This is a genomic window from Burkholderia sp. AU38729 (genome assembly GCF_020419725.1).
Classification (GTDB): Bacteria; Pseudomonadota; Gammaproteobacteria; order Burkholderiales; family Burkholderiaceae; genus Burkholderia.
On record NZ_JAIZQO010000004.1, the window covers coordinates 124995 to 150633 of the forward strand.

Annotated in this window: 21 protein-coding genes and 2 pseudogenes; 12 read left to right on the forward strand and 11 right to left on the reverse strand. The window is 66.4% G+C overall.

The window, feature by feature from the left end:
* Positions 1–68 precede the first annotated feature (68 nt).
* Complete coding sequence (locus LGM56_RS12910; protein ID WP_226204895.1) at positions 69–554, forward strand: hypothetical protein; 486 nt, start codon at positions 69–71, stop codon at positions 552–554.
* Here LGM56_RS12910 and LGM56_RS12915 read toward each other — a convergent pair.
* From LGM56_RS12915 to LGM56_RS12925, 3 genes are all read right to left on the reverse strand, one after another.
* Positions 535–1134, reverse strand: a complete 600-nt coding sequence (locus LGM56_RS12915; RefSeq protein WP_089498782.1) for a DJ-1/PfpI family protein — start codon at positions 1132–1134, stop codon at positions 535–537. The genes LGM56_RS12910 and LGM56_RS12915 overlap by 20 nt on opposite strands.
* A 218-nt stretch (positions 1135–1352) precedes the next feature.
* On the reverse strand, positions 1353–1766 hold the full coding sequence (locus LGM56_RS12920; RefSeq protein ID WP_226204896.1) for a hypothetical protein: 414 nt from the start codon (positions 1764–1766) through the stop codon (positions 1353–1355).
* A 126-nt stretch (positions 1767–1892) separates the two neighbouring features.
* Positions 1893–2276, reverse strand: coding sequence for an ATP-dependent protease (locus LGM56_RS12925; protein WP_089498784.1), 384 nt, complete (start codon positions 2274–2276; stop codon positions 1893–1895).
* A gap of 132 nt (positions 2277–2408) precedes the next feature.
* On the opposite strand from LGM56_RS12925, the gene LGM56_RS12930 reads away from it, so the two are divergent.
* Positions 2409–2828, forward strand: coding sequence for a hypothetical protein (locus LGM56_RS12930; protein ID WP_226204898.1), 420 nt, complete (start codon positions 2409–2411; stop codon positions 2826–2828).
* A 154-nt stretch (positions 2829–2982) separates the two neighbouring features.
* On the opposite strand, the gene LGM56_RS12935 is transcribed toward LGM56_RS12930, so the two are convergent.
* Complete coding sequence (locus LGM56_RS12935; protein WP_226204900.1) at positions 2983–4428, reverse strand: DEAD/DEAH box helicase; 1446 nt, start codon at positions 4426–4428, stop codon at positions 2983–2985.
* Between the two features lie 379 nt (positions 4429–4807).
* Here LGM56_RS12935 and LGM56_RS12940 point away from each other — a divergent pair, with 379 nt between their 5' ends.
* The gene (locus LGM56_RS12940) at positions 4808–5542 is read left to right on the forward strand and encodes an ABC transporter substrate-binding protein (protein WP_226204902.1); all 735 of its coding nucleotides are present in this window, start codon (positions 4808–4810) and stop codon (positions 5540–5542) included.
* Between the two features lie 224 nt (positions 5543–5766).
* On the opposite strand, the gene LGM56_RS12945 is transcribed toward LGM56_RS12940, so the two are convergent.
* The gene (locus LGM56_RS12945; protein WP_089476248.1) at positions 5767–6411 is read right to left on the reverse strand and encodes a carbonic anhydrase; all 645 of its coding nucleotides are present in this window, start codon (positions 6409–6411) and stop codon (positions 5767–5769) included.
* Positions 6412–6775: 364 nt separating this feature from the next.
* Here LGM56_RS12945 and LGM56_RS12950 point away from each other — a divergent pair, with 364 nt between their 5' ends.
* Positions 6776–7567, forward strand: coding sequence for an MHYT domain-containing protein (locus tag LGM56_RS12950; protein WP_089498786.1), 792 nt, complete (start codon positions 6776–6778; stop codon positions 7565–7567).
* Between the two features lie 163 nt (positions 7568–7730).
* On the opposite strand, the gene LGM56_RS12955 is transcribed toward LGM56_RS12950, so the two are convergent.
* The gene (locus tag LGM56_RS12955; RefSeq protein WP_226204904.1) at positions 7731–8660 is read right to left on the reverse strand and encodes a LysR family transcriptional regulator; all 930 of its coding nucleotides are present in this window, start codon (positions 8658–8660) and stop codon (positions 7731–7733) included.
* Positions 8661–8772: 112 nt separating this feature from the next.
* Between LGM56_RS12955 and LGM56_RS12960 the strand changes: the two genes are divergently transcribed.
* The 5 genes and pseudogenes from LGM56_RS12960 (at position 8773) to LGM56_RS12980 (ending at position 13190) form a co-directional block, all read left to right on the forward strand.
* Positions 8773–9945, forward strand: coding sequence for an acyl-CoA dehydrogenase family protein (locus tag LGM56_RS12960; protein WP_226204906.1), 1173 nt, complete (start codon positions 8773–8775; stop codon positions 9943–9945).
* A gap of 39 nt (positions 9946–9984) precedes the next feature.
* A pseudogene (locus LGM56_RS12965) lies at positions 9985–10191 on the forward strand (FAD-binding protein); the annotation flags it as partial.
* 76 nt (positions 10192–10267) lie between these two features.
* Entirely contained in the window at positions 10268–11125 is an 858-nt protein-coding gene (locus LGM56_RS12970) for a MaoC family dehydratase N-terminal domain-containing protein (RefSeq protein WP_226204908.1), read from the forward strand.
* Positions 11126–11135: 10 nt separating this feature from the next.
* Positions 11136–12335, forward strand: a complete 1200-nt coding sequence (locus LGM56_RS12975; RefSeq protein ID WP_226204911.1) for a CaiB/BaiF CoA transferase family protein — start codon at positions 11136–11138, stop codon at positions 12333–12335.
* A 3-nt stretch (positions 12336–12338) separates the two neighbouring features.
* Positions 12339–13190: an HpcH/HpaI aldolase/citrate lyase family protein gene (locus LGM56_RS12980; protein ID WP_226204913.1), complete on the forward strand. Its 852-nt coding sequence runs from the start codon at positions 12339–12341 to the stop codon at positions 13188–13190.
* Positions 13191–13240: 50 nt separating this feature from the next.
* On the opposite strand, the gene LGM56_RS12985 is transcribed toward LGM56_RS12980, so the two are convergent.
* The 4 genes and pseudogenes from LGM56_RS12985 to uvrA form a co-directional block, all read right to left on the reverse strand.
* Positions 13241–14281, reverse strand: coding sequence for an LLM class flavin-dependent oxidoreductase (locus LGM56_RS12985; protein WP_226204915.1), 1041 nt, complete (start codon positions 14279–14281; stop codon positions 13241–13243).
* A 232-nt stretch (positions 14282–14513) separates the two neighbouring features.
* Positions 14514–14726: pseudogene (locus tag LGM56_RS12990) on the reverse strand (hypothetical protein); the annotation flags it as partial.
* A gap of 39 nt (positions 14727–14765) precedes the next feature.
* Entirely contained in the window at positions 14766–15053 is a 288-nt protein-coding gene (locus LGM56_RS12995) for a DUF1330 domain-containing protein (protein WP_226204917.1), read from the reverse strand.
* Between the two features lie 297 nt (positions 15054–15350).
* The gene (uvrA, locus tag LGM56_RS13000; RefSeq protein ID WP_226204919.1) at positions 15351–21245 is read right to left on the reverse strand and encodes an excinuclease ABC subunit UvrA; all 5895 of its coding nucleotides are present in this window, start codon (positions 21243–21245) and stop codon (positions 15351–15353) included.
* 368 nt (positions 21246–21613) lie between these two features.
* Between uvrA and LGM56_RS13005 the strand changes: the two genes are divergently transcribed.
* From LGM56_RS13005 to LGM56_RS13015, 3 genes are all read left to right on the forward strand, one after another.
* Positions 21614–22591 carry a chromate resistance protein ChrB domain-containing protein gene (locus LGM56_RS13005; RefSeq protein WP_226204921.1) on the forward strand — a complete coding sequence of 326 codons (978 nt, stop codon included), beginning with the start codon at positions 21614–21616 and terminating at the stop codon, positions 22589–22591.
* Entirely contained in the window at positions 22588–23766 is a 1179-nt protein-coding gene (locus tag LGM56_RS13010) for a chromate transporter (RefSeq protein WP_226204923.1), read from the forward strand. The genes LGM56_RS13005 and LGM56_RS13010 overlap by 4 nt, the downstream gene beginning before the upstream one ends.
* A gap of 113 nt (positions 23767–23879) precedes the next feature.
* Positions 23880–24062 (forward strand): hypothetical protein, encoded by a 183-nt coding sequence (locus tag LGM56_RS13015; RefSeq protein WP_226204925.1) that lies wholly within the window; start codon positions 23880–23882, stop codon positions 24060–24062.
* 121 nt (positions 24063–24183) lie between these two features.
* Here LGM56_RS13015 and LGM56_RS13020 read toward each other — a convergent pair whose 3' ends face one another.
* Positions 24184–25626, reverse strand: a complete 1443-nt coding sequence (locus LGM56_RS13020; protein WP_226204927.1) for an amino acid racemase — start codon at positions 25624–25626, stop codon at positions 24184–24186.
* Between the last annotated feature and the right edge of the window lie 13 nt (positions 25627–25639).

Here is a 25639-nt window from a genome sequence, read left to right on the forward strand (position 1 = left end):
ATTCGCCTCGCAGCGCAGGAGGACGCAACCGCCGATCAACGCACACCGCGATGGTGAGCGCGGCCTGATTGAAGCATGAGACGGACGCACTGCCGATCACGTTGCAATCAACGGACGATTTGAGCCATGCGCGAAGAAGCGCTTCACCGATCCAACGCGTTCCTGAAAAGCTGACCTCCATGCCTTGCGAAGCCTGCACGACCCTGCACGCGACGGCCGATCCTGTCGCCCATCGGGAACTGGTGGAATTGCACGAGCCAACGAAATTGCGGCCGCTAGGACGGCCTGCAATCGTCGTGCGACAGTATCGCTGCCGTCTTTGTCATACGAACTGGCTGGTGGAGTCCGATCCGTTGCGAGCCGGCGTCACTGAATGGCTCTGCCTGAACGGGTCAGCGAACATTCTCGCGCCCTCTTCCACACCGCAGCCGAACGACATGGCACCCGGGCACCTGGGTGAAGCCGGTGTCGGGAATCCGACGTTGCCGCTGAACCCGGCTCACTGCGATGGAGGCAGCGCCATTTTTTTGCGCGCTACGGCAGGTAAGGCGTGATGTTCGTCAACGCACGAGCAACGTACTCCTCCTTCTCCCCCACCGGCGCCACGTAGTGCAGTGCGCTTCGTGCGGCTTCCTCGCCCTCCAGGCGCGCAATGATCCACGCGGCCAGATACTGCGAAGCAAAGCAGCCACCTGCCGTTGCGACATTGCCTTGTGCGAAGAAAGGCTGATTGAGGACTTCGACGCCCGCCTCGACGACCCACGGCTTGGTCGTGAGGTCCGTGCATGCCGGGATGTTGTCGAGGAGGCCGAGTTTTGCCAGAACGAGCGTGCCCGAACATTGGGCACCAATCAGTTGCCGGGTCGGATCGAGATTGAGCTGCGCCATCAGCGTCGCGTCGTTGACGACATCCCGGGTTTGAATACCGCTCCCGACGATGACGGCATCCGCCGCGCGTGCGTCCGCCAACGTCGACTGCGCCTGCACGGTCACACCGTTCATCGATGTGACGAAATGCTCCGGGCATGACAGCGTCACCCGCCAGTCGGGCTTCTTGATTCGGTTGAGTACGCCCAGCGCGATAAGGGAATCGAGTTCGTTGAAGCCCTGGAAGGTCAGAATCGCGATGTGCATGGGGTGCCCTGGCTGAGGTCTGTCGATGCATATTGCCAGATCGGCGCGATGAACGGATTGACGTTGGCGAAAACCGACGGTTGCGGTTTCGACCACGGGGGTCTGGTCGGAAGGTGCACGTCGCGCTCGCCCATCAGCGCGGCTTTCCGTGCCGGCAGTTCATGAAGCGTAGCTTCACCGGGGAATCGCTTTCCGTTTGGCCCGGTGGGTTCGGAAAGTCAGCGGACAGGCTGTCCGACAATCCGAGCCCACACCGCCCGAACGCGTCGCGCGCGGTCTTCGAAGAGATATGACGCCGCAAGCGTCAAGACACCTGAAATTGCACCCGTCACGATGTGCTCGACATAGGGGATGCGGTAGTGACTCGTGTGCGAGTAGGCGTCGCCCAACGTGGTCAGAACGCCAACGACCAGCGCATTGCCGTATCGATTCGCGTAGAGTTTTGCCACAGGCGTGAACGTCAGCAGTACAGCCAGGAGTCCGGTCAGCAGACCCGTATGAAATGCGATAGTCCAGTGGGCGAGGCTCATGATATTTCCCCAGCTCCCCGGCATGCACGTCATGCACGCACTGGTCGGTTGCCAGAAACGCTGGACAAACAGTCTGACGCGGTGATTCCACTCGGTTGACATGATGCATTCCCATCCATGCCGTCGCCGCGGCCGGAGCCGCAACATGTATCGTTGAAACAGTCTCGCGATTGACCTGGCTCCCAGCCCCCGCACGCAGTACGATTTGCCCCCAATGGCAAGCCGTGATCAAAGATCCCCGCGCACTTCCCCCGTTCCCAGCGCGCTCCGCTGCCGGTTGACTTCCGCCCAAAGCTCATCGCTGTCGTCATTGCGCAGCACGACCATCCAGTCCAGTTGATCGTCGGTCACGCCGAAGTATTCGAGGATTTCCCGTCGAGCCGCGTCGATGAATTGTGCGTATTCCGGGGTTGCCTGCGCCCGCGCGTGCAACGCGTCGTATTCGGCATCGTCGGCGCCGCCGCCGTGCTCGTCGATATAGCGCGAGATCCACTGGTCCCGTTCGTGGTCGTAATCCGCCTCGGCGCGCATCGCCTGCGAAGCCGTGTAGAAATCCAATTGGGCAAACGCGGCGATCGCCGCCGTTGTCGCCTCGTCGAATGGTGTCGTCATTTCATCTCTCAAGTCAGTCATCGCACATCATCGCACGGGCCGCACCCGGGCAGGTGCGTCGAATCCGGGCCGCGCGCACATGCCATAATTCGCCCGTTCCCGAACTACCGGATGCATCGTGTCATACGCGAAATGATTTTGATCAGATCAGTTGCCGCCTATCTGTTGATGGCTGGATGTCTTGCTGCAGCGCACGCCGAGACGTATCCACCCGAAGTATCGAGAAACATCGACAAGCTTCAGTCCCAATGTGCCCGCAAGTCCAACGATCCGAAGGCGCCAGCCTGCATCGAATACAAGGCGGCGTTGGTCCGCACCATTCCCCCTGCCGTCCAGGCACTGATGCATCAGGAAGAAGTCGCCAATGACCAATGCCGGAATGGCCCGGCACCAAAATTATTGCCCGACGGGCAATATGCGCCGGGAAGCGCCTGCGCACAACGCGAACAGCTGATGAAGACCCTTCACCAGCACAACTGGTGCTGGGGTCATACGGACATGGATAGCTACCTTCCGGGTTGGGTGATCTGTCATCCGGGTGAATGGCAGTAAGGCCGCACCCATAGCGGGACAGCATTCCGCAAGGCTGCGGCGGCGGATTGCCGGTCCCAGCCTTCGCCGGCGATGGTCGCATCCGCTGTTGCCGCAACACGCAGTCGAACAGTTTTCCCGGCTATCCGTCCCGTCTCTCGACCTGCCTTTGCAATCAGGACGGACGTTTCCCACGGGCGCCAGCGGGTTTGCCCGCCGGCTTGCGTGCGCCCGCCGCCGGCTTGCCGGCAGATTTGCCACGCGGCTTCTGCGCGCTGAACGGACTGCCGATGGTGTAGTCCGGTTCGTTACCGGCCGGCTTCCCGTGCGGCGCGGCAGCCTTGCGCTTGTTCTCACCACCTTGCGGACGCGGCTTTTTACCCGCCACCGGCACGGCAGCCGACGCAGCGTGCGGCACTTTCGGCTTCTTGGGCTTTTTGGGTTTCTTGATGATCTCGCCCGCCGCGCTGGTTTCCGGCACCCGATGTTCGGCCTCGAAACCCGGCTCTTCTTCACGGCGCAGCGTTTGCTTGATCAGCGCTTCGATCGCGGCCAGTTGCGGCGCCTCATCCGCGCACACCAGGGACACCGCCACGCCGCTGGCGCCCGCGCGGCCGGTACGGCCGATGCGGTGCACGTAGTCTTGCGCCACGATCGGCAGGTCGACGTTGATCACCAGCGGCAGGTCGTCGATATCCAGCCCGCGCGCCGCGACATCGGTGGCCACCAGCATCTGGACTTCGCCCGTCTTGAAGCGCTCCAGCGCACGCAGGCGCGCCGGTTGAGGCTTGTCGCCGTGGATGGTGTCGACGGCATAGCCCGCTTCGTCCAGCATCGCCGCCAGGTAATCCACGCCATTGCGCGTCTTGACGAACACCAGCGCATGCTCCCACTTGTTCTCGGCCACGAGGTGCATGAAAAGATCGGGCTTGTTCCGCTTGTCCACCGTCACCACCCACTGCTTGATCTTGCTGGCCGTGGCATTGGGCGGGCTGACGCTGATGTTGACCGGACTACGCAGAATGGTCGCCGCCATCGCGCGGATATCGTCGCTAAACGTGGCCGAGAACAGCAGCGTCTGGCGCTGCACGGGCAGCGCGGCAAAGACGGCGTTGAGCTCGCGTGCAAAGCCGAGATCCAGCATGCGGTCGGCTTCGTCCAGCACCAGCGTCTGCACCTGATCGAACTGCACCGCGTTCTGGCGATTGAGGTCCAGCAAACGGCCCGGCGTGGCCACGAGCACATCCACGCCCTTGCGCAACTTCATCATCTGCGGATTGATGCTCACGCCGCCGTAAGCGGCCAGAAACCGCAAATCGAGGCCCTTGCCGTAAGCGATGAAGCTTTGCAGCACCTGTTCAGCCAGTTCACGCGTGGGCACCAGCACCAGCACACGTGCGCGGTTGCTGGACACCGCCGGGCCGTGTTGCACCAGCCGCTGCAACAGCGGCAGCGCAAAACCCGCCGTCTTGCCCGTGCCGGTCTGGGCGCCCGCCATCACGTCCTTGCCACCGAGCACGGCAGGAATCGCCTTGGCCTGCACCGGCGTGGGGGCCTGGTAATTGAGGTCCTGCAGGTTACGCAGCAAGGGATCGATCAGGCCGAGCGAGGCAAAAGACATGGACGTATTCCGGACTAAAACCGCAATTCTAGCGGTTGCCGGGCGGATCAAGGCCCACAGCGCCGTCTGGGCGGCGCCGACGGGGAGCGACGCCACGGCCAACCGACAGCCGCCGCTGGCGCGAAGCAAGCAAATCAACTCCCTCTTCCCGCATCAAATCGTCTCTCGCAGCCACGCAATCCCTTTGCCCGTCCATCGCTGGTGGGGGCACAAGATGAGGGGAACGCACCTGTCTCGCGCCTCCCGATTGGCGCCGAAGGCAGGCTTGCGCCGCTCGACGCCGCTCGATGACGAAAGCCAGGTGATAAGCTCGATGCCGACGCGCGATCGCACATCGACGCGCGCCACACCCTGCCCCTACGACCGCCACGAGCCTGCCATGCCCCTCGCCCCTTCAGTCCTCTCCGCGTTCACGCCGACCGGCAAGCTGCGCGCGTCGATCAACCTCGGCAACCCGATCCTCGCGAACCGCGACCCGGCGACGGGCGAACCGTTCGGCGTGTCGATCGACCTTGCGCGCGCGTTCGCCGAGCGCCTGTCGGCCGAGCTGGAACTGGTCGTGTTCGACACTGCCGGCAAATCGGTGCAGGCGCTGACCGACGAGCGCGCCGACTTCGGCTTCTTCGCGGTCGATCCGCTGCGCGGCGAAACGGTCGCGTTCACGGCGCCGTACGTGCTGATCGAGGGGTTCTATCTCGTGCGCGACGCGTCGCCGATCCGCACGAACGCGGACGTCGACCGGCCCGACCACCGCGTGACCGTCGGCAAGGGCAGCGCCTACGACCTGTTCCTCACGCGCGAACTGAAAGCCGCGCAGATCGTGCGCGCGCCGACGTCGCAAGCGGTCGTGCAGACCTTCGTCGAGCAGCAACTGGAAGTGGCCGCAGGCGTGAAGCAGCAGCTCGAGACCGACGCCGCTAAAACGCCTGGCCTGCGCCTGCTCGACGAGCGGTTCATGGTGATCCGGCAGGCCATGGGCGTGCCGAAGAGCCGCGGCGAAGCGGCCGCGGCGGCATTGAATGCGTTCGTCGAGGAAATGAAGGCGTCGGGCTTCGTCGCGGATTCGCTGCGGCGGCATGGCATCTCGGGCGCATCCGTCGCGCCGCAAGCGTGACGGCACGGGGCGTCACGCAGCGATCTACAGCGGCGATCGCCCCGCTTTGCGGCCGCCCGACTCCGCGCGGCCGCGTCGGGTGCAGGAAGCCGTGATCGAGATGAAGACGTCGGGCATGGGCGGAACCGACCTTCGCGACTGCCGATACAGATCGGACCGCAGATCGGCGCTTTCGATTGTCCGACTCGGCCGGGTGGATACGACCGGCCGGGAAGCGCCGGCGCTCAGTACGACTTGACCGCCACCGTGGCCGGCGACTCGCTCAACGGGACAAATTGGCGCGTCGCGCCGTCGAGTGCGTCGATGCGCCCCATCTCGATGTCGTAGACCCAACCGTGCAGGTTCATGCGTCCTTGTTCGAGCGCGAGCGCAACCGACGGATGCGTGCGCAGGTTGGCGAGCTGCGCGATCACGTTCTCGCGCACCAGACCGTCGAGCTTGTCCCGAGGGGAGTCGAACTGATGCGCGGCATTGATGGCTTTCGCGGCATCGGAATGGCGCAACCAGTTCGCAACAGCCGGCATATGGTCGAGACACGTACACCGTGAGATCGCGCCCATCGCGCCGCAATCCGAGTGCCCGCAAATGACGATATCCCGCACGCCGAGCACGGCGACCGCATACTCGACCGTGGCCGACACGCCGCCCGGTTCCGGTCCATACGACGGGACGATGTTGCCCGCGTTGCGAATCACGAACAGTTCGCCCGGCTCGCGCTGCGTCAGCAGCTCGGGCACCACGCGGCTGTCCGAGCACGTCACGAACAGCGCCTTGGGATTTTGGGCGGTGGCGAGCTGCTTGAACAGCTCGACACGTTGCGGATAGACCTCGCGCTGAAAGCGCAGGAAGCCGTCGATGATGTCGCGCACGGGACTCTCCTGATACGAATTCACGGCGGGCGGGCAACGCGATCGTACGCTGCCGTCCGCCAGGGCGGGCGACATTATCGCAGATCGGCGACGTCGTGATGAGGCCGGCGCGGACGTCGGCCAGCCGGACTACCTCGGCGCCCCCCATGCGCGCGCGGCGCATTCGATCCGGCCCCCCCGGGACCGAAAACCCGGCACGCTCCGGGGAAGTCCGCCGCACCGACGCACCACCCTAAGTGGCCGGCGGCGCCCTTGATTCGATTGCGGGTTTCGGTATATTTGCGGGACACACGAGGGGATGGCGCACTCGCAAAAATAGGGCGCCCTCAAACGACCAAAAAGCCTATAACCGAGAACAACGATCATGTCCGGCACCTACGACCTTACGCTCGTCGTACTCTCCTGCCTGCTTTCGATCCTCGCATCGTTCACGGCACTCAATATCTCCGATCGCCTGAATCTCATCGGGAATCGTTCGATCTGGCCCTGGATCGCGTTCGGCGGGTGCATCATGGGGCTCGGCATCTGGTCGATGCATTTCGTCGCCATGCTGGCATTTCACCTGCCGGTCGCTGTCGGATACGATATTCCCACCACCGTCGCTTCCTTGCTCATCGCGATTGCTGCTTCGACAGTCGGCTTCGCCCCGCTCGCCCGCTTTGCCCTGCACTGGCCGCAACTCATTGTCAGCGCAATCGTCATGGGACTGGGCGTCGCCGGCATGCACTATCTCGGCATGCAGGCAATGAGCATCTGCTCCGGTATTCGATATCAGCCCTGGTTGGTCGTGCTGTCCGTCATCATCGCGATCCTGGCAAGCGGCGCCGCCTTGTTGCTGGCCTTCGACCTGCGCAGGCCGAGCACCTTCGGCAGGACACGCCAGATCGGTTCGGCCATCGTCATGGGCGTGGCCGTGTGCGGGATGCACTATTGCGGCATGGCAGCAGCCAGTTTCGAACGAGGCAGCGACGCGACCGCAACCCTCGCCAATCTACCCGCACCGTGGCTGGCCGGTATCGTCGTGACGGTCAGCCTGGTGATTTTCCTGGTTGCCGCCGTGATCATGCTGCTGGATGCCAGGATCAACACCCAGGCGCGAGAACGCGTTCAGGCAACATTGAGCACCCATCTCGATCGACGGAATCCGACTCGCTAAGAGCGCACGCTCGACTGCATCCGGGCCCGTCAAACGGGCCTTTTCCCCCCGCTCTCCCGGCCCGGCACACCCGGTGCACGGGTGGCCGGCCGCTTCGGCGCGCCGGCCTGTCCCGCCGGGGTAAGACCGCATCCGAGGGGGCTCACCCCACAACGAACTCGCCCTAGCCCAGCCAACGCGCATCGGGCCAGTCGCCCTGATCGAACGTCGCCTTCACGCAATCGAGCAGCACACCGACCACGCAGCGAACGGGTGCGGTCGCCTGCCGGCTGCTGGGCGCCGCGAGCACGATCGTGCGCCGGACGCCCGGCGACGCGAGCGGTGCCGCGCTCAGGATCCCGCGCTCGACCTCCTGCGTCACGCCGACGGCCGGCAGGATCGTCCAGCCGTGGCCTTGCGCGACCAGTTCCTTCTGCACGCTCAGCGCATTGGTTTCGGCGAACACCTGCAACGTCACGCCCGCCTCGGCCGCCGCGTGCTCGATCGCCGCCCGCAGGCCCTGCGGCGCGGAGGGCAGGATGAACGGCTCGCGTGCGACCCGATCCAGCGACACCGGCCGCTTGTGCGACAGCTTGGCCGACGGCGCCGCGACGGCCCACAGACTCTCGTCGATCAACGCCTTGACGTGCAGCGCGGGCGTCTCCTTCTGCCCGTACAGCAGCGCCGCATCGACATCCCCCGCTTCGAGCCAGTCCTGCAGGTGGCCCGCATAGCCGATCGTGAGCCGCAGCCGGATGTGCGGGTAGCGCCGTGCCACCTCGCCCGCCAGCCGCGTGGCCAGCAGATCCGACGTGCTGGCCAGCAGCCCGATGCTCACGATGCCCGCCACCGGCCCGTCGGTCGGCTGGATCTCGGCCTTGGCGCGCGCCACCTCGTTGAGGATGCGGCGCGCGTATTCGAGCATCGTCTTGCCCGACGACGTGAGTTGCATCCCGTGACGGCTGCGGTCGAACAATTCCGTCCCCATGTCCTCCTCGAGCAGGCGCAGCTGGCGCGACACGGCCGGCTGCACGAGATTCAACAGGCCCGATGCCCGGGTGACGTTGCCCGTTTCGGCCACGGTGACGAACGCACGCAATTGCTTGAGATCCATCGCGGATACCTCGATACCAAAAACTGATTCGACGATCAGGAAATTCTATTGTTTAAGAAATCCATCAAAACTTATTATGGACTCGACCCATGCCAATGACGAGACACGATTCATGAGCGCCTCCGTTTTCTCCGCCCCCGACCAGTACCAGGCAATCCGCGACGCGGTACGCAGCCTGTGCAATCAGTTTCCGGCCGACTACCACCGCAAGATCGACGAGGCGCGCGGCTATCCCGAAGCGTTCGTCACCGCCCTCACGCAGGCCGGCTGGCTGGCCGCGCTGATTCCGCAGGAGTACGGCGGCCCGGGGCTGTCGATGGCCGAGGCGTCGGTCATCATGGAAGAGATCAACCGCTCCGGCGGCAATTCGGGCGCATGCCACGGCCAGATGTACGTGATGAACACCATCGTGTTCAGCGGCACCGACGCGCAGAAGCAGCGCTACCTGCCGCGCATCGCGGCGGGCGAACTGCGCGTGCAGTCGATGGGCGTGACCGAGCCGACCACCGGCAGCGACACCACCAAGCTCAAGACCACGGCCGTGAAAAAGGACGGCCGCTGGGTCGTCAACGGCCAGAAGGTGTGGATCTCGCGGGTTCAGCACAGCGACCTGCTGATCCTGCTCGCACGCACCACGCCGCTCGACCAGGTGCAGAAGAAGAGCGACGGGCTGTCGTGCTTCATCGTCGAGCTGGACAAGGCGATCGGCAACGGCCTCACGGTGCGCCCCATCCTCAACATGGTCAATCACGAGACCAACGAGCTGTTCTTCGACAACCTGGAACTGCCGGAAGACGCGCTGCTCGGCACCGAAGGCAAGGGGTTGAAGGTGATCTTCGACGGCCTGAACGCCGAGCGTACGTTGATCGCGGCCGAGTGCATCGGCGACGGCTACTGGTTTCTCGAGAAAGCGCGCGACTACGCGAGCGAGCGCAAGGTGTTCGGCCGCCCGATCGGGCAGAACCAGGGCATCCAGTTCCCGCTCGCGGAATCGTTCATCGAGCTGGAGGCCGCGAACCTGATGCGCTGGCGCGCGTGCGAGAAGATCGACGCGCGCCAGAACGCCGGCGTCGAGGCCAACATGGCCAAGTACCTGGCCGCGAAGGCCAGCTGGGAAGCGGCCAATGCGTGCCTGCAGACGCACGGCGGCTTCGGTTTCGCCTGCGAATACGACGTGGAGCGCAAGTTCCGCGAAACGCGCCTTTACCAAGTTGCGCCGATTTCCACCAACATGATCCTCGGGCACGTAGCCGAGCATGTGCTGCAGCTGCCCCGTTCCTACTGATTCCGGAAGGATTCCTATCCATGAAGATGCTCGTCCCCGATCGGCCAGAACGGCAAGATCGTCGCGCCGCAGCGGTACGTCGCGGTCGGTATCTCGGTGGCGATCCAGCATTTGGCCGGCGTGAAGGAATCGACGGTAATCGTCGCGATCAACAAGGATTCCGAAGCACCGATCTTCATCGTGACCGACTACAGCCTCGAAGCCGAACTGTTCGCGGCCGTGCCAGAACGGGGCAACGCACGCTGACGGCAAGGGTAGCCGGCACCGGAAATACAGGCGTCGGCTGCCTGCCGGACACTTCCATCATCAAGCACGAAACACCATGAGTGGCGAGCCTTCCGAATCATTCGACGCGTGGGTCGGCCGCAGTGAAGACAGCGCGGACCGGATTACCCAGGCACCCATCCGCCTGCTGCAGGCGGCACTGGACTACGCGAACCCATCCGAACTCCCCGCGACGCTGCCGCCGCTGTGGCACTGGCTGTACTTCCTGCCGGGCGAGCGTCAGTCGAACATCGGCGTCGACGGTCACCCGCGGCGCGGCGGCTTCCTGCCGCCCGTCACGCTGCCGCGCCGCATGTGGGCCGGCGGACGGCTGCAGTTCCTGCGGCCGCTGGCCGTCGATGCGCCCGTGCAGCGCCGGTCGACGATCCTGAGCGTGCAGAGCAAGTCCGGCCGCAGCGGCCAGCTGGTGTTCGTCACCGTACTGCACGAAACGAGCGACGCCGACGGCGTGGCGATCCGCGAGGAACAGGACATCGTGTACCGCGACGCGCCGCCTCCTGCCACTGCCGGCGTGCCAGCACTGCAGCCGGCCCCGGCGCCGACGGACGAACAGTATTCGCGCATCGTCACGCCCGATCCGGTGCTGCTGATGCGCTTTTCCGCGCTCACCTTCAACGGCCACCGGATTCACTACGACCGGCCTTACGCGATGCAGGAAGAGGGCTATCCGGGCCTCGTGGTGCACGGCCCGCTGATCGCGATGCTGCTGCTGGAGGAACTGCGCCGCACACACCCCGGCAAGACCGTCCGCACCTTTGACTTCAAGGCCGTCAGCCCGCTGTTCGACACCGCACCGTTCACGTTGAACGGCAAGCTCGAAGGACCTGCCGCGCGCCTGTGGGCGCGCGGCCCGCAAGGGCAGCTGGCCATGCAGGCCAGCGCCGAACTGGAATAACGATCCGACCATGCAAGCTCGCAAAGCTCAACCCGGCCCGCTCAGCGGGATGACCGTCGTCACGCTCGAACACGCGATTGCCGCGCCGTTCTGCACGCGCCAGCTCGCCGACCTCGGCGCCCGCGTCATCAAGGTGGAGCGCCCCGGCGTGGGCGATTTCGCGCGGGCGTACGATCACCGCACCCGCGGTCTCGCGTCGCATTTCGTGTGGACCAACCGGTCGAAGGAAAGCCTCACGCTGGACCTGAAGCAACCGGCCGCGCAGGCGGTGCTGGGCGAACTCGTGGCCCAGGCCGACGTGCTGGTGCAGAACCTCGCGCCCGGCGCGGCCGCGCGCATGGGCCTGTCGTTCGATGCGCTGCACGCGAAGCACCCGCGGCTGATCGTCTGCGACATCTCGGGCTATGGCGCCGACGGCCCCTACCGCGACAAGAAAGCGTACGACCTGCTGATCCAGAGCGAGGCAGCGTTCCTGTCGATCACGGGCACGGCCGACGAGCCCTGCAAGGCCGGCAACTCGATCGCCGACATCGCGGCGGGCATGTATGCGTACACGGGCATCCTCAGCGCGCTCCTGCAGCGCGGCGTCACGGGCATCGGCTCGCACGTCGAAATTTCGATGCTCGAGGCGCTGGCCGAGTGGATGGGCTTCCCGATGTACTACGCGTACGACGGCCAGCAGCAGCCGGGCCGCAACGGCGCCGCGCACGCGACCATCTATCCGTACGGCCCGTTCAAGGCCGGCGACGGCCGGGTCGTGATGCTCGGCCTGCAGAACGAGCGCGAATGGAAAGCGTTCTGCGATGTCGTGCTGCGCGACCCGGCGCTCGCGACCGATCCGCGCTTCGACGCCAACGTGCACCGCTCGGAACACCGTGCGGAACTGAAGGCCGTGATCGAACAGGCGTTTTCCGCACTCACAGCGCAGGACGTGATCGCGCGGCTCGACGAAGCGCAGATCGCGAACGCCGCCGTGAACCAGATCGGCGATCTCTGGACGCATCCGCAACTGCACGCACGCGAGCGCTTTCGCACGATCGACTCGCCGGCCGGCGAACTGCAGGCGCTGCTGCCACCCGCCACGATCGACAGCTTCGACGTGCGCATGGACGCGGTGCCCGCGCTGGGCGAACACAGCGCGGCCATCCTGCGCGAACTCGGGCGCACCGACGCCGATATCGAACAACTGCGCGCCGCCGGCGTGATCTGAGCCATGTCCAAGCCCCTCTCCCCCGTCCATCACGCGCGCAGCCTGCTGTTCGTGCCGGCCACCCGCCCCGAGCGCTTTGCGAAGGCGCTCGACTCGGGTGCCGACTGCATCGTCGTCGACCTCGAGGATGCGGTCAGCCCCGACAGCAAGGACGACGCACGCGCGCAGCTTGCGCAGCACCTGCCGCTACTGACGGCCGAGCAGCGTGCGCGCACCGTCGTGCGCGTGAACGCGGTCGGCACGCCGTGGCACGACGCGGACCTCGCGCTGCTGAGCGACTGGGTCGCGGACGGCGTGGTCGTGATGCTGCCGAAGTCCGAGGATGCGGGCGCGCTGCGCACGGTGGCGGCGCAGCTCGGCGAGCACGCGCAACTCGTCGCGCTGATCGAATCGCTGGCCGGGCTCGACGCGGCCGATGCGCTGGCGCGCGACCCACAGGTCGTGCGCGTCGCGTTCGGGCATCTGGATTTCCAGCTCGACGTCGGCATGCGCGCGACGCCCGACGAGCCGGAGCTGGCCTTTGCGCGCAATGCGATCGTGGCCGCGTCGCGTCGCGCGCAGTTGCCCGCGCCGATCGACGGCGTGACCACGCGCACCGACGATGCCGAGCGCCTGACGGCCGATGCGCGGCGTGCGCGCGCGTTCGGTTTCGGCGGCAAGCTGTGCATCCACCCGGCGCAGGTCGCCGGCGTGAACGATGCGATGGGTTATTCGGAGGACGAGCAGGCGTGGGCGCGCCGCGTGATCGACGCAGCCACGAAACACGGCGGCGCCGCGTTCAGCCTGGACGGCCGGATGGTCGATCTCCCGGTGATCCGGGCGGCCGAGGCGATCATCGCCGGTACGCGGAAATAATCGATCGCGACTACGCGGCGCGCTCCACCGGTCCAGACCCGCGCCGCCGCTCAGGCCGCTGCCTGTTCGCGCTGACCGGCGGGACGCCAGCCGAGTGCCGGTGCGATACGCGTCACGACATCGTCGAGAATCTGCAGATAGTTCTCGAACGGCAGGTTGTAGGGCAGTTCGACACGCAACTCCCGCACCTGTCCGACCACCGGATCGGCCAGCAGCCGCTCCAGGATTTCGTCCGAGGGGCCGACGAGATCCGGCGCGTACAGCGTGCGTCGCTCGCCCTGCGGCGCCAGCGTGCGGGCATGACGCCCGTCTGCAAACGCGCGATAGCGTTCGCGCTCTTTCGCGCTCGCGCCGTCGGTCGGGACGATCACGCGCCCCAGCGAGATACGCGGTGCGCGGGCTTCATGCCAATGGTCGCGATACAGCGCCAGTTGCCGCGACTGGGCGTCGAGATAATTGTCGGTGCCCTCGCCCGTGGTCACGTTGGCGATCAGCAGGTTGAAGCCGTTACGGGCCGCCCATTCGGCCGACCGCGCGGATCCCGCGCCGTACCAGAGCCGCTCCGTCAAGCCCGGTGCGAAGGGGCTCACGCGCGGCCGGACCTTGCCCGCAGCCGATTCCACGAACGTGTCTTCGTCACCGAGCCAGTCGCCGGCCAGATTGCGGCGCAGCCGGGCCACGCGGGCATGCGAGAAGTCGACCCGTTCCGGATCGGTGTCGAACAGGCGTTCGCCCAGCAGCGCCCCGTGAATCGGCGCGCCCGCGCTGAGCCCGACGTTGAGCCGCCCGCGCGACAGCACGTCGACAGTGGCGAGATCCTCGGCCAGCCGGAACGGATTCTCATATCCCATCTGGATGACCGCCGCGCCCAACCCGATCCGCTTCGTGCGCTGGCTCGCCGCCGCGAGAAACGTGGCGGCCGACGAGACGGCGCGCTCGAGATGGCGTTGCCGTATCCAGGCGCCGTCGTAGCCGAGCGCCTCGCCCGCGTGGAACAGGTCGAGCGCCCGCTCGAATCCCTCCGCTGCGTCTTCGCCGGGGTAGTTTCCCGCTGTCAGGAAGGCAATTTGATCAATGCGTACGTTGCTCACTTTCGTGTCCTTCGCAATCAGTCGAAAATCGAAAGGAAATGAGACATCGCGCTCGACCTCGAAAAGGTCGAGTCCATCGGATTCAAGCGGTCACGAGAAAGCGTGGAAGGGACTGACGACTTCACATGCGTCGTCGATTATGGAGAACGTGCGACGGCCCCGTTGCGGTCATTTCTTCTATGGATATGACATGCGCATCCATAATGGAATTCGCGATCGAGGCTGGGCGGTTCGACGTCCGTTGCCGATCGCCGAGCGGCTGCGCGCACGTGGTCTCGGCCGGTGCGCGCACCGCGTCGAGATCGACCGGCGGAATCAGGTCGCCCGGGCGATACGGCGCCGACGGCTCGCGCCTCAACACCCTGCGTGGCAGCGCGGCCGGGAAGCCGACCGGCGGAAAGCCCAGCTCGCCCTTGAACAGCGACACGACGGTCCCGCCGAAGGTGGAGTCGCCGCGACGATCGACAAGCGGCTCGCGCCCCGGTCAGACGCCTTCGACCAGCACGGCCCGAAAGCGTGCGCCCTTGAAGCGATGCGGAACGATGGCCTGGTATGCCGGGCTGCCATACCAGGCGTGCGCGGCGTCCCTGGACGGAAACTCGACGATCACCACCCCTTCCGGGCCGTCGCCCTCGAGCGTTTCCTGCGGGCCATAGGCGGCCAGCACCTTCAACGGATGGCCGGCGGTCGTCGCGCCGACCTTGTCCTGGTAGAGATCGAGTTCCTGCTGATCGTGCGTGCTTTCATGCGTGAAGACGATATAGGTCGCCAAGATTGCGCTCCTGATGCGTTCGAGAATGATGGGACGATCCGAAGATCGTCCGCCGGACAACGGCACTCATCCTATCCATCGGGCGCGCGTTCTCTTAGCCCCCTGCTTCCAACTCTCTATTCGAGCCGGATTAACAATGGACGCACCCGGTCGGCCGGGCGCGTGTCGCGGCACCAAAAGAAAACACCCCTCGACGAGGGGTGCATGAGCCGGATCGGGGTGCGCCCCCGGCCGATGGCAAGTCAGCTGGGGGAAATCACTGCCCGGCGCCGGGGCCGTCGAGACGCAGCGTCGCGCTCACCCTACCCGCGCTTCGCCCTCGCGCTCGGCTTCCCCTTCGTCCGACCCCGTTCGCGCCAGCACCGGCTTGAGCGCCTGCCCGGTGTGGCTTGCGCTCACCCGCGCGAGCGCTTCCGGCGGCGCCGCCGCGACGATCGTACCGCCGCCCACGCCGCCTTCCGGCCCGAGATCGATGATCCAGTCGGCCTCGGCAATCACGTCGAGGTCATGCTCGATCACGACGACGCTGTGCCCCGCATCGACGAGCCGGTGCAGCACGCGAATCAGCTTCGCGACGTCGGCCATGTGCAGGCCGACCGTCGGTTCGTCGAGTACGTACAGCGTGTGCGGCGCCTTCTGGCCGCGCCGCGTGATGTCATCGCGCACCTTCGTCAGCTCGGTGACGAGCTTGATGCGCTGCGCCTCGCCGCCCGACAGCGTCGGCGACGGCTGGCCGAGTGTCAGGTAGCCGAGCCCGACATCCTTCATCAGCTGCAGCGGATGCGCGATGTTCGAAATCGGCGCGAAGAACTCCACCGCCTCGTCGATCTCCATCGTCAGCACGTCGCCGATGTTCCGGCCGCGCCACGTGACGGCAAGCGTCTCCGGGTTGAAGCGCTGCCCGTGGCACACGTCGCACGGCACCTTCACGTCGGGCAGGAAGCTCATCCCGATCGTGCGCACGCCTTGCCCTTCGCATGCGGGGCAGCGCCCGTCGCCGGTATTGAACGAGAAGCGCGATGCCGTGTAGCCGCGCGCCCGCGCTTCGAGCGTATCGGCGAACAGCTTGCGGATCGTGTCCCACACGCCGATATAGGTGGCCGGGCACGAGCGCGGCGTCTTGCCGATCGGCGTCTGGTCGACTTCCAGCACGCGATCGATCTGCTCCCAGCCGCTCAGCGACTCGCAGCCCTGCCACGCATGCGTGACGTTCAGCGACGGCCGCGGCGCGCTGCGCGCCAGCACGCTCGAACGACGGTTGGCGGCCGGCGCATCCTGCTGCGCGGCCTTGCGTGCGCGCCGCGTGGCCGGCGACGACAGTACCGAACGGCCGACCGCGTCGAGCAGGTTCGTCATCAGCACGTCGCGCGCGAGCGTCGACTTGCCCGAGCCGCTCACGCCCGTCACCGCGACGAGCCGCGCGAGCGGAATGCCGACCGTGACGTCACGCAGGTTGTGCAGCCGCGCGCCATGCACGGTCAGCCAGGCCTCCGGCACCGCGGCGCCGCCTTGCTTGCCCGGCAGGCTCACGCTGCGGCGCGGCTGCAGCGGGTGCGTCATCGGCTGCGCGAGCAGGCGCCCCGTGACCGAATCGGACTGCGCGGCCAGATCCGCGACCGCGCCCTGCGCGACCAGCGTGCCGCCGCGCTTGCCGGCGCCCGGGCCCACGTCGATGATGTGATCGGCGCGGCGGATCGTGTCCTCGTCATGCTCGACGACGACGAGCGTATTGCCCTTGTCGCCGAGCTTGCGCAGCGCGTCCAGCAGGATCTGGTTGTCGCGCGGATGCAGGCCGATCGTCGGTTCGTCGAGCACGTAGCAGACGCCCTGCAGGTTGCTGCCGAGCTGCGCGGCGAGCCGGATGCGCTGCGCTTCGCCGCCCGACAGGCTCGGCGCCGCGCGATCGAGGCTCAGGTAACCAAGCCCGACTTCCTCGAGAAACGCGAGGCGGCTGCCGATCTCGCTGACGATGTCGCGTGCGATCTGTGCGTCGCGCCCCGTCAGTTCCAGCCCGTCGATCCAGCGGCGCGTGTCGGACACCGTCCATTGCGCGACCTCGACGATCGGATGCGCGTCGAACGTGACTGCGCGCGCGGACGGGTTCAGCCGCGTGCCGTGGCAATCCGGGCACGGCTCGTTGCCCACGCCTTCCGGCTCCTGCTCGTCGGACGGCAGCGTCTGCTCGCGGCCACGATCATCGCCGGCGAGCACCGTGTCGTCATACGCGGCGCGCTGTTCGCGCGTGAGCGTGACGCCGGTGCCGACGCAGGTCGTGCACCAGCCGTGCTTGCTGTTGTACGAGAACATCCGCGGGTCCAGCTCCGGGTAGCTCGTGCCGCACACCGGGCACGCGCGCTTGACCGACAGCACCTTGACCGTGCCGACCCGCGCGGTCGAATGATCGTTCTGCATCGCATCGTGCAGCCCGTCGAGCGGCGCGAGCAGATGCATCACGCCCTTGCCGAGCTCGAGCGTCTCGTCGAGCACGCGCCGCAATTCGGCCTCGTTGTCCGGCGACACGACGATGTCGGCGACCGGCAGCTCGATCGTGTGCTCGCGGAAGCGGTCGAGCTTCGGCCACGGATCGACCGGCACGAACTCGCCATCGACGCGCAGATGCGTGCTGCCGCGCGCCTTCGCCCACTTCGCGAGATCCGTATACACGCCCTTGCGGTTGACGACGAGCGGCGCGAGCAGCCCGACGTGCTCGCCGCGATGATCGCGCAGCAACTGCGCGGCGATCGATTCGACGGATTGCGACGTGACGGGCGTGCCGTCGTGGATGCAATGCTGCAGGCCGAGCTTCACGTACAGCAGCCGCAGGAAGTGCCAGACCTCGGACGTGGTCGCGACCGTGCTCTTGCGCCCGCCGCGCGACAGCCGCTGCTCGATCGCGACGGTCGGCGGAATGCCGTACACCGCATCGACTTCGGGGCGGCCGGCCGGCTGCACGATCGAGCGTGCATACGCGTTCAGCGATTCGAGGTAACGGCGCTGCCCTTCGTGGAACAGGATGTCGAACGCGAGCGTCGACTTGCCGGAACCCGATACCCCGGTGATCACGTTGAACTTGCCGTGCGGGATGTCGACGTCGAGCGCCTTCAGGTTGTGTTCGCGCGCATTGACGATCCGCACGACGTCTTCGCCTTCGATCGCACGCCGCTCGCGCGCCGCGTTCAGCACGGCCTGCAGCGGCCTGCCTTCGTCGGCGAGCGCCAGCTCGGCGTCCATTGCGCGGTCGTACTGCAGCAGCGCCACGCCGGTATGCGATTCGGCGCAGGCCTTCACGTCGTCGGGCGTACCCGCGCACAGCACGAGGCCGCCGCCGTCGCCGCCTTCCGGGCCGAGATCGATCAGCCAGTCGGCCGCACGGATCACGTCGAGGTTGTGCTCGATCACGATCAGCGAATGGCCGGCCGCGAGCAGCTTGCCGAACGCCTGCATCAGCTTCGCGATGTCGTCGAAGTGCAGCCCGGTGGTCGGCTCGTCGAACATGAACAGCTTCGCGCGCGCGATGCGCGCTTCTTCCGTGACGACCCGGCGCCCATTGACGGCCGCCGCCGATTCGGCGAGGAAGCCGGCCAGCTTCAGCCGCTGCGCTTCGCCGCCCGACAGCGTCGGCACCGGCTGGCCGAGCTTCACGTATTCGAGGCCGACGTCGACGATCGGCTGCAGCACGCGCAGCACCTCGGCGTCGGTCGCGAAGAACGCGGCCGCTTCGCTGACGGTGAGATCGAGCACGTCGGCGATGCTCAGCGCGCGGCCGTTGCGCTCGATGCGCACTTCGAGGATCTCGGCGCGGTAGCGGCTGCCGTCGCAATCCGGGCAGCGCAGGTAGACGTCGCTCAGGAACTGCATCTCGATGTGCTCGAAGCCCGAGCCGCCGCAGGTCGGGCACCGGCCATCGCCCGAGTTGAAGCTGAACGTGCCGGCGCCATAGCCGCGTTGCAGCGCGAGCGGCGCCTTCGCGAACAGCTTGCGGATCTCGTCGAACGCGCCGACGTAGCTCGCCGGGTTCGACCGCGTGGTCTTGCCGATCGGCGACTGGTCGACGAACACGACGTCGCCGACCTGGTCGGCGCCCGTGAGGCCGCGGTACGCGCCCGGCGACTCGGTCGCCTTGCCGTGGTGCCGCGCCATCGCCGGATAGAGCACGTCCTGAAGGAGCGTGGACTTGCCGGACCCCGACACGCCCGTCACGCAGACGAGCCGCTGCAACGGGATCTCGACGGTCACGTCGCGCAGGTTGTGTTCGCTCGCGCCTTCGAGCACGATGCGCGGCGTGTTCGCGTCGACCACCCGGCGCGCCCAGTTCGACGCATGCGCGACATGCTTGCGGCCGCCGAGATACTCGCCCGTCAGCGTGTGCGCGGAGCGGATGTCGGCGGGCGTGCCGTCGTAGACGATCGTGCCGCCGCGCTCGCCCGGGCCGGGCCCCATGTCGATCAACCGGTCGGCCGCGAGCATCACCGACGGATCGTGTTCGACCACGACCAGCGTATTGCCCGCGTCGCGCAGCCGCTGCATCGCCTCGACGATCCGCGTGAGATCGCGTGGATGCAGGCCGATACTCGGTTCGTCGAGCACGAACAGGGTTTTCGTGAGCGACGTGCCGAGCGCCGTCGTCAGGTTGATCCGCTGCACCTCGCCGCCCGACAACGTGCGGCTCTGCCGGTCGAGCGTCAGGTAGCCGAGCCCCACGTCGCACAGGTATTTCAGGCGCGTGCGCACCTCGGCGAGCAGCAGCTTCAGCGCATCGTCGAGCAGCGCGCTCGGCAAGGTGATGTCATCGAAGAAACGGCGAATGCGCTCGATCGGCAGCAGCATCAGGTCGTGCACGGTCAGGCCCGGCAGCGCTTCGAGCTGCGCGCGACTCCAGTCGACGCCGCGTGGCATGAAGCGGCCGGCCGGCGCGAGCACGCCGTCGGCGTTTTCCTTCGAGCCGAGCCGCCATTGCAGCGACTCCGTCTTCAGGCGCGCGCCGCCGCACACGTCGCACGGCGTGTAGCTGCGGTATTTCGACAGCAGCACGCGGATATGCATCTTGTACGCTTTCGACTCGAGATAGCCGAAGAAGCGCTTCACGCCGTACCACTGGCTCTGCCACTTGCCGTTCCAGTCCGGCGACCCGTTGACGACCCAGTCGCGCTCGGCGTCCGACAGCTCGGACCACGGCGTGTCGCGCGGGATGCCGGCTTTCGCCGCGTAGCGCATCAGGTCGTCCTGGCACTCCTTCCAGGCAGGGGTCTGCATCGGCTTGATCGCGCCGCCGCGCAGCGTCTTGCGCGCGTCGGGAATCACGAGGCCGAGATCGACGCCGATCACGCGGCCGAAGCCGCGGCAGGTTTCGCATGCGCCGTATGCCGAATTGAACGAGAACAGCGCCGCCTGCGGCTCTGCGTAGCGCAGGTCGCTGTCGGGATCGTGGAGCCCGGTGGAGAAGCGCCATACCTGCGGCTCGGCAACCGCGTGCTCGGCGTCGGCCGGCAGCACATAGACATTCACGCGCCCGCCGCCGCGCTTCAGCGACGCCTCGATCGCCTCGACCACGCGCACCTTGTCGGCGCCCTGCACGCGGAAGCGGTCGGCCACCACGTCGAGCATCTTGCGCGGCCCGGTGGGCGACGCGACCTCGCGCTGCGCCTGCACGCGCGTATAGCCGCTCGCCGACAGCCACTGCGCGATTTCTTCATCGGACACCGCTTCCGGCAGCTCGACCGGGAACGTGACGACGACGCGCGGATCGTCCGCCTGCGTGCGCGCGACGAGCTCCGCGTAGATCGTCTCCGGCGTGTCGTGCCGCACCTGCCGCGCGGTCTTGCGGTCGAACAGCTCGGCCGCGCGCGCGTACAGCAGCTTCAGGTGATCGTTCAGCTCGGTCATCGTGCCGACGGTCGAGCGCGAGCTGCGCACCGGGTTGGTCTGGTCGATCGCGATGGCCGGCGGCACGCCGTCGACACGTTCGACCTGCGGGCGGTCCATCCGGTCGAGGAACTGCCGCGCGTACGCGCTGAACGTCTCGACGTAGCGCCGCTGGCCTTCCGCGTACAGCGTGTCGAACACGAGGCTGGACTTGCCGGAGCCCGACGGGCCGGTGACGACCGTCATCTCGCCGGTGCGCAGGTCGAGATCGAGATTCTTGAGGTTGTGCTGACGTGCTCCGCGAATGCGGATCAGATTGCTGGATGACAATTTGCCTGCCCGTCTGAATGAGTTAGCCAGAGTGCTCGGTGCCGGAACGCTGCGGCGGATGCCCGCAGGCGCGGCGCACGGGCCGCAACGGTTACACGTGTGCGGCTCGATTGCGACGGACACTATACTGTATATTCATACAGTTTTCCATGACGACCCTGGCGCCGTCATGGGCAGGCGGGCGGCGAGGGAGCGAGATGCCTGCCGAACAGGCCACCCGCTGCGTGCCGGTTCGCAGCGGTCATGGGCGCATCCCGCCAACCATTCGAATCCCCCGTCCCCGGCTGACGACGGGTGCAGCCCTCCTCGCGTGTAACGATCGAAAAGTTAACTTGTAGAAGTTGTGACGCATTAGTAGCATTTGCTACATGAATACTTTATCGATCTGGTCGCTCCTCGTTCTGACCCTTCCGACAGAAAACGCGACGGCCCGCATGCGGTTCTGGCGTGCGCTGAAGGCGAAAGGGTGCGCGGTGTTGCGCGACGGCATCTACCTGCTGCCGTACACCGCAGAGCATGAGGCGACCCTGCGCGAGCTCGCGGCGGCGATCACCGACAGCGGCGGCACGGCCCACCTGTTGCGCGCGCCCAGTCTCGACGCGTCACAGGAACAGGAATTCCGCGCGCTGTTCGACCGCGACGCCGACTACGCGACCTTCACGCGAACCCTCATCGACGCGCGCAAGACACTGGCCGGGCAGTCCCCCACGGAGCTCACCCGCCTGCTGCGTCGCCTGCGCAAGGATTTCGACGCCATCCGGGCGATCGACTATTTCCCGGGCGATTCGGCCACCCGTGCCGAAGTCGCGCTGCAGGATTTCGTCGCGCTGGTCGACACCGTGCTGTCGCCGGGCGAGCCGCACGCCGCCGACCGCCCGATCCGTCCGCTGGCGACCAACGAATATCAAGGCCGAACCTGGGCGACACGGCAACGGATGTGGGTCGATCGCGTCGCGAGCGCGTGGCTGATCCGTCGATTCATCGACGCGCGCGCCCGCTTCCTCTGGCTGGCGGCGCCGGCGGATTGCCCGGTCGATGCGCTCGGCTTCGATTTCGACGGTGCGACGTTCACGCACGTCGGCGAGCGCGTGACATTCGAGGTGCTACTCGCCAGTTTCGGGCTCGAAGACGACGCCGCGCTGATGCGGCTCGGCGAGATCGTGCATGCACTCGACGTAGGCGGCCCCGCCGCGCCCGAAGCGGTGGGCTTCGAGGCCGTGATGGCCGGCACGCGCCAGCGCACGGAGAACGACGATCAGTTGCTCGAGCAGATGGGCGCCGTGCTCGACGCCCTGTACGCGCACTTCACGTCGAACGGCAAAAACCCAACCACGGCCAGATCATGACTCCTACCGTCGCCACCACCGAACCGACCTACTCGCTGGGCGAGCTGGTCGCCTACATGCTGCGTCTCGGCACATTCGGTTTCGGCGGGCCGGTCGCGCTCGCGGGCTACATGCGTCGCGACCTGGTCGAGCGTCGCGGCTGGATCACGGAGGCCGACTACAAGGAAGGCCTCACGCTGGCCCAGCTCGCACCGGGGCCGATGGCGGCCCAGTTGGCGATCTATCTCGGGTTCGTCCACTACCGCCTCCTCGGCGCGACGCTGGTCGGTTTCGCGTTCGTGCTGCCATCGTTCCTGATGGTGGTCGCGCTCGGGTTCGCGTACGCGCATTTCGGCGGGCTGTCGTGGATGCAGGCCGTCTTCTACGGCGTCGGCGCGGCGGTGGTCGGCATCATCGCGATGAGCGCGTACAAGCTCACGACCAAGACCGTCGGCGACGACAAGCTCCTCTGGGCGATCTTCCTGACCTTGGCCGCGGTGACCTTCATCACGGAATCGGAAATCGCGTGGCTGTTCGTCGCTGCCGGCCTGATCGGCTGGCTGTGGCGTGCTCCACCGAAGTGGCTGCACAAGGGCGGCCCGAATGCCGTTGCCGCTGCCCAACTACCCGCAGTCAGCGGGTGGCTGAGCGGCATCGATTTACCGCAGCTCGTTCAGCTCGGTGCTTTCTTCATGAAGGCGGGTGCGTTCGTGTTCGGCTCCGGACTCGCGATCGTGCCGTTCCTCTATGGCGGCGTCGTCACCGAGCATCACTGGTTGAACGACAGGCAGTTCGTCGACGCCGTCGCGGTCGCGATGATCACGCCCGGCCCGGTCGTGATCACCGTCGGCTTCATCGGGTATCTGGTCGCGGGATTCCCGGGCGCACTCGTCGCTTCGCTCGGCACGTTCCTGCCTTGCTATCTGTTCACGGTCATTCCGGCGCCTTACGTGAAGAAATACGGGCACCGGCCGGGCGTCAAGGCGTTCGTGAACGGCATCACGGCGGCGGCCGTCGGGGCGATCACGGGCTCCGTTCTCGTGATCGCGAAGCGATCGATCGTCGATATCCCGACTGCGCTGCTCGCCGTCGCCACCGTGCTTTTGCTGTGGCGCTTCAAGAAATTGCAGGAACCGGTGATCGTGATCGCTGCCGCCGTCATCGGGCTCGTGGCGTTCCCGCTGCTTCATCACTGACTCGAGTCGACGTGCGGTGGAGGTGACGTACCGGATGAACGCGCGGGCAAGCGATCGCCACAGATACGGCTCGATTTCGGCTGACACGATACGGTATCTCCATGCAGCCACCGATGAAGGCGGTTCGCGCGACCGTGACGGTCAAGGAGATCCTCGCGAACCGGCGTCGGGTCGTGCTGGAAACCTGCTTCGAAGTGAACGGGCTCGTCGTCGTGGAAGGCACGGCGGCCGTCATGCCCACGAACGCCGAAGCCCGCCGGAAGGAAGCGGATAACGCCCAGGATCACGAGGCTTGACGGTCGCGCGGAGCGGGACGGCCGGCGGCGTCGGACTCGCGATGTACGGTCACGCGAGCCGCTTCGCGCGGGATGATCCGCGTCCACGAATCCGGTCGCGATGCGTCACACGGAAACCGGCTCAGCCGGCCGCCGCCATCGCATGGGCAACGCACGTCCGGGCCAACACGTCGGTCGGGTCGACCAGCGTTGCCCGGCTGCCGTTTCGCGTCACGTATTCGCCGCCGGGCAGCAGGATCGGCAGCTCGGTACACCCGAGCACGATCACGTTCACGCCTTCGGCAATCAGCGCGTCGACGGCAGCGTCGATATCGTCCTTGCACTGTCCGGCCGTAAAGCCCGCCTTGACACCCGCCTTTCCGTAGATCGCTTCCATCACGCGCACCTGCAATGCCGGTGCGGGCACGATTTGCCGGAGTCCTTGCTGCGCCAGCGCCTTTTCATACACCCCGCTTTCGATCGTGCCGGATGTCGCCAGTACACCGACGTCGCGTAGCGCCGGGTAGGTGTCGCGCAAGTGAGCGACGGTGACGGTCAGCATGTTGACGATCGGGATGTCGAGATACGGCTGGATCCGCTCGACGAATGCATGCGCGGTATTGCACGGAATCGCGATGACGTCCGCATCGCCGTCCTCGAGCTTCTTGCAGGTCGCGTACAAGGCGATCGTCGGGTCCACGCCGGCACCTAAAAGATTCTCGGTTCGATCGGGGATTTGCGGATTCTGTTCGACCAGCAGCTTGATATGGTCCTGATCGCGCGACGCCGGTGTGTTTCGAACGATCTTGTCCAGGAAATCGACCGTTGCGGCCGGACCCACGCCGCCGACCACGCCGATCTTGAACGTCGATGCACGGGAGCCGTGCGGCGCCGATACCGCGTACTGCGCGTAGGCGAGATTCGAATCGATCAACGGCACCGGCAACGGGCCGATTTCATCCGCGACCAGCGCAATCTCGGTCAGCCCCGGGACGATGACCTGCACGCCCTGATCGACCAGGTCCTCGCAGGCGCGGCGCAACAGCTCGACCGGCCGCCCTCGAAGCGTGCCGCGCTTGATGCCGTCGGCACCGTAGACGGCTTCCGTCACGAGATCGACGCCGTCGTACGAACGCGGATGGACGATGTCGAATGGCGGCGACGGGAAATACGCATCGAAGAGCCGTTTTTCCCGCACATAATCGGAAGCGAGCACGCCGATGCGTGTCGCGTCGGGATACTTGCGTTGCACGTGGCTGCGAACGGCTTCGAAGATATCCACGATCGGCAGCTTCGTATTCGCTTTCAGCTCGTCGATGAACGTGTGGCTCAGGAAACACGGGAGCACGACCGTCGTCACGCCGCGCGCCTCGAACGCCCGGATCATGTCGAACACGTACAGCTTGCGTTCGATGGTCGCGGCACTGCCCGACCCCGCGCCATTGAACGGGTATTGCTCGAAAATCGCTTCGACATGCTCATCGTCGGACGACGCCGGCGTCGCCTTCACCATCTTGAAGAACACGTCGGCACTCCCCAGCGGCCCGAGGCCGCCGACCACGCCGAATTTTCTTCGGGTGTTCATGCTGGCCGTGCCC

Excerpts from the sequence above, each read along its gene's own strand:
- LGM56_RS12915 (WP_089498782.1), bottom strand. The coding sequence starts at position 1,134 with ATGCACATCGCGATTCTGACCTTCCAGGGCTTCAACGAACTCGATTCC.
- LGM56_RS12920 (WP_226204896.1), bottom strand. The coding sequence starts at position 1,766 with ATGTCAACCGAGTGGAATCACCGCGTCAGACTGTTTGTCCAGCGTTTC.
- LGM56_RS12925 (WP_089498784.1), bottom strand. The coding sequence starts at position 2,276 with ATGACGACACCATTCGACGAGGCGACAACGGCGGCGATCGCCGCGTTT.
- LGM56_RS12930 (WP_226204898.1), top strand. The coding sequence starts at position 2,409 with ATGATTTTGATCAGATCAGTTGCCGCCTATCTGTTGATGGCTGGATGT.
- LGM56_RS12935 (WP_226204900.1), bottom strand. The coding sequence starts at position 4,428 with ATGTCTTTTGCCTCGCTCGGCCTGATCGATCCCTTGCTGCGTAACCTG.
- LGM56_RS12940 (WP_226204902.1), top strand. The coding sequence starts at position 4,808 with ATGCCCCTCGCCCCTTCAGTCCTCTCCGCGTTCACGCCGACCGGCAAG.
- LGM56_RS12950 (WP_089498786.1), top strand. The coding sequence starts at position 6,776 with ATGTCCGGCACCTACGACCTTACGCTCGTCGTACTCTCCTGCCTGCTT.
- LGM56_RS12955 (WP_226204904.1), bottom strand. The coding sequence starts at position 8,660 with ATGGATCTCAAGCAATTGCGTGCGTTCGTCACCGTGGCCGAAACGGGC.
- LGM56_RS12960 (WP_226204906.1), top strand. The coding sequence starts at position 8,773 with ATGAGCGCCTCCGTTTTCTCCGCCCCCGACCAGTACCAGGCAATCCGC.
- LGM56_RS12970 (WP_226204908.1), top strand. The coding sequence starts at position 10,268 with ATGAGTGGCGAGCCTTCCGAATCATTCGACGCGTGGGTCGGCCGCAGT.
- LGM56_RS12975 (WP_226204911.1), top strand. The coding sequence starts at position 11,136 with ATGCAAGCTCGCAAAGCTCAACCCGGCCCGCTCAGCGGGATGACCGTC.
- LGM56_RS12980 (WP_226204913.1), top strand. The coding sequence starts at position 12,339 with ATGTCCAAGCCCCTCTCCCCCGTCCATCACGCGCGCAGCCTGCTGTTC.
- LGM56_RS13005 (WP_226204921.1), top strand. The coding sequence starts at position 21,614 with ATGAATACTTTATCGATCTGGTCGCTCCTCGTTCTGACCCTTCCGACA.
- LGM56_RS13010 (WP_226204923.1), top strand. The coding sequence starts at position 22,588 with ATGACTCCTACCGTCGCCACCACCGAACCGACCTACTCGCTGGGCGAG.
- LGM56_RS13015 (WP_226204925.1), top strand. The coding sequence starts at position 23,880 with ATGAAGGCGGTTCGCGCGACCGTGACGGTCAAGGAGATCCTCGCGAAC.
- LGM56_RS13020 (WP_226204927.1), bottom strand. The coding sequence starts at position 25,626 with ATGAACACCCGAAGAAAATTCGGCGTGGTCGGCGGCCTCGGGCCGCTG.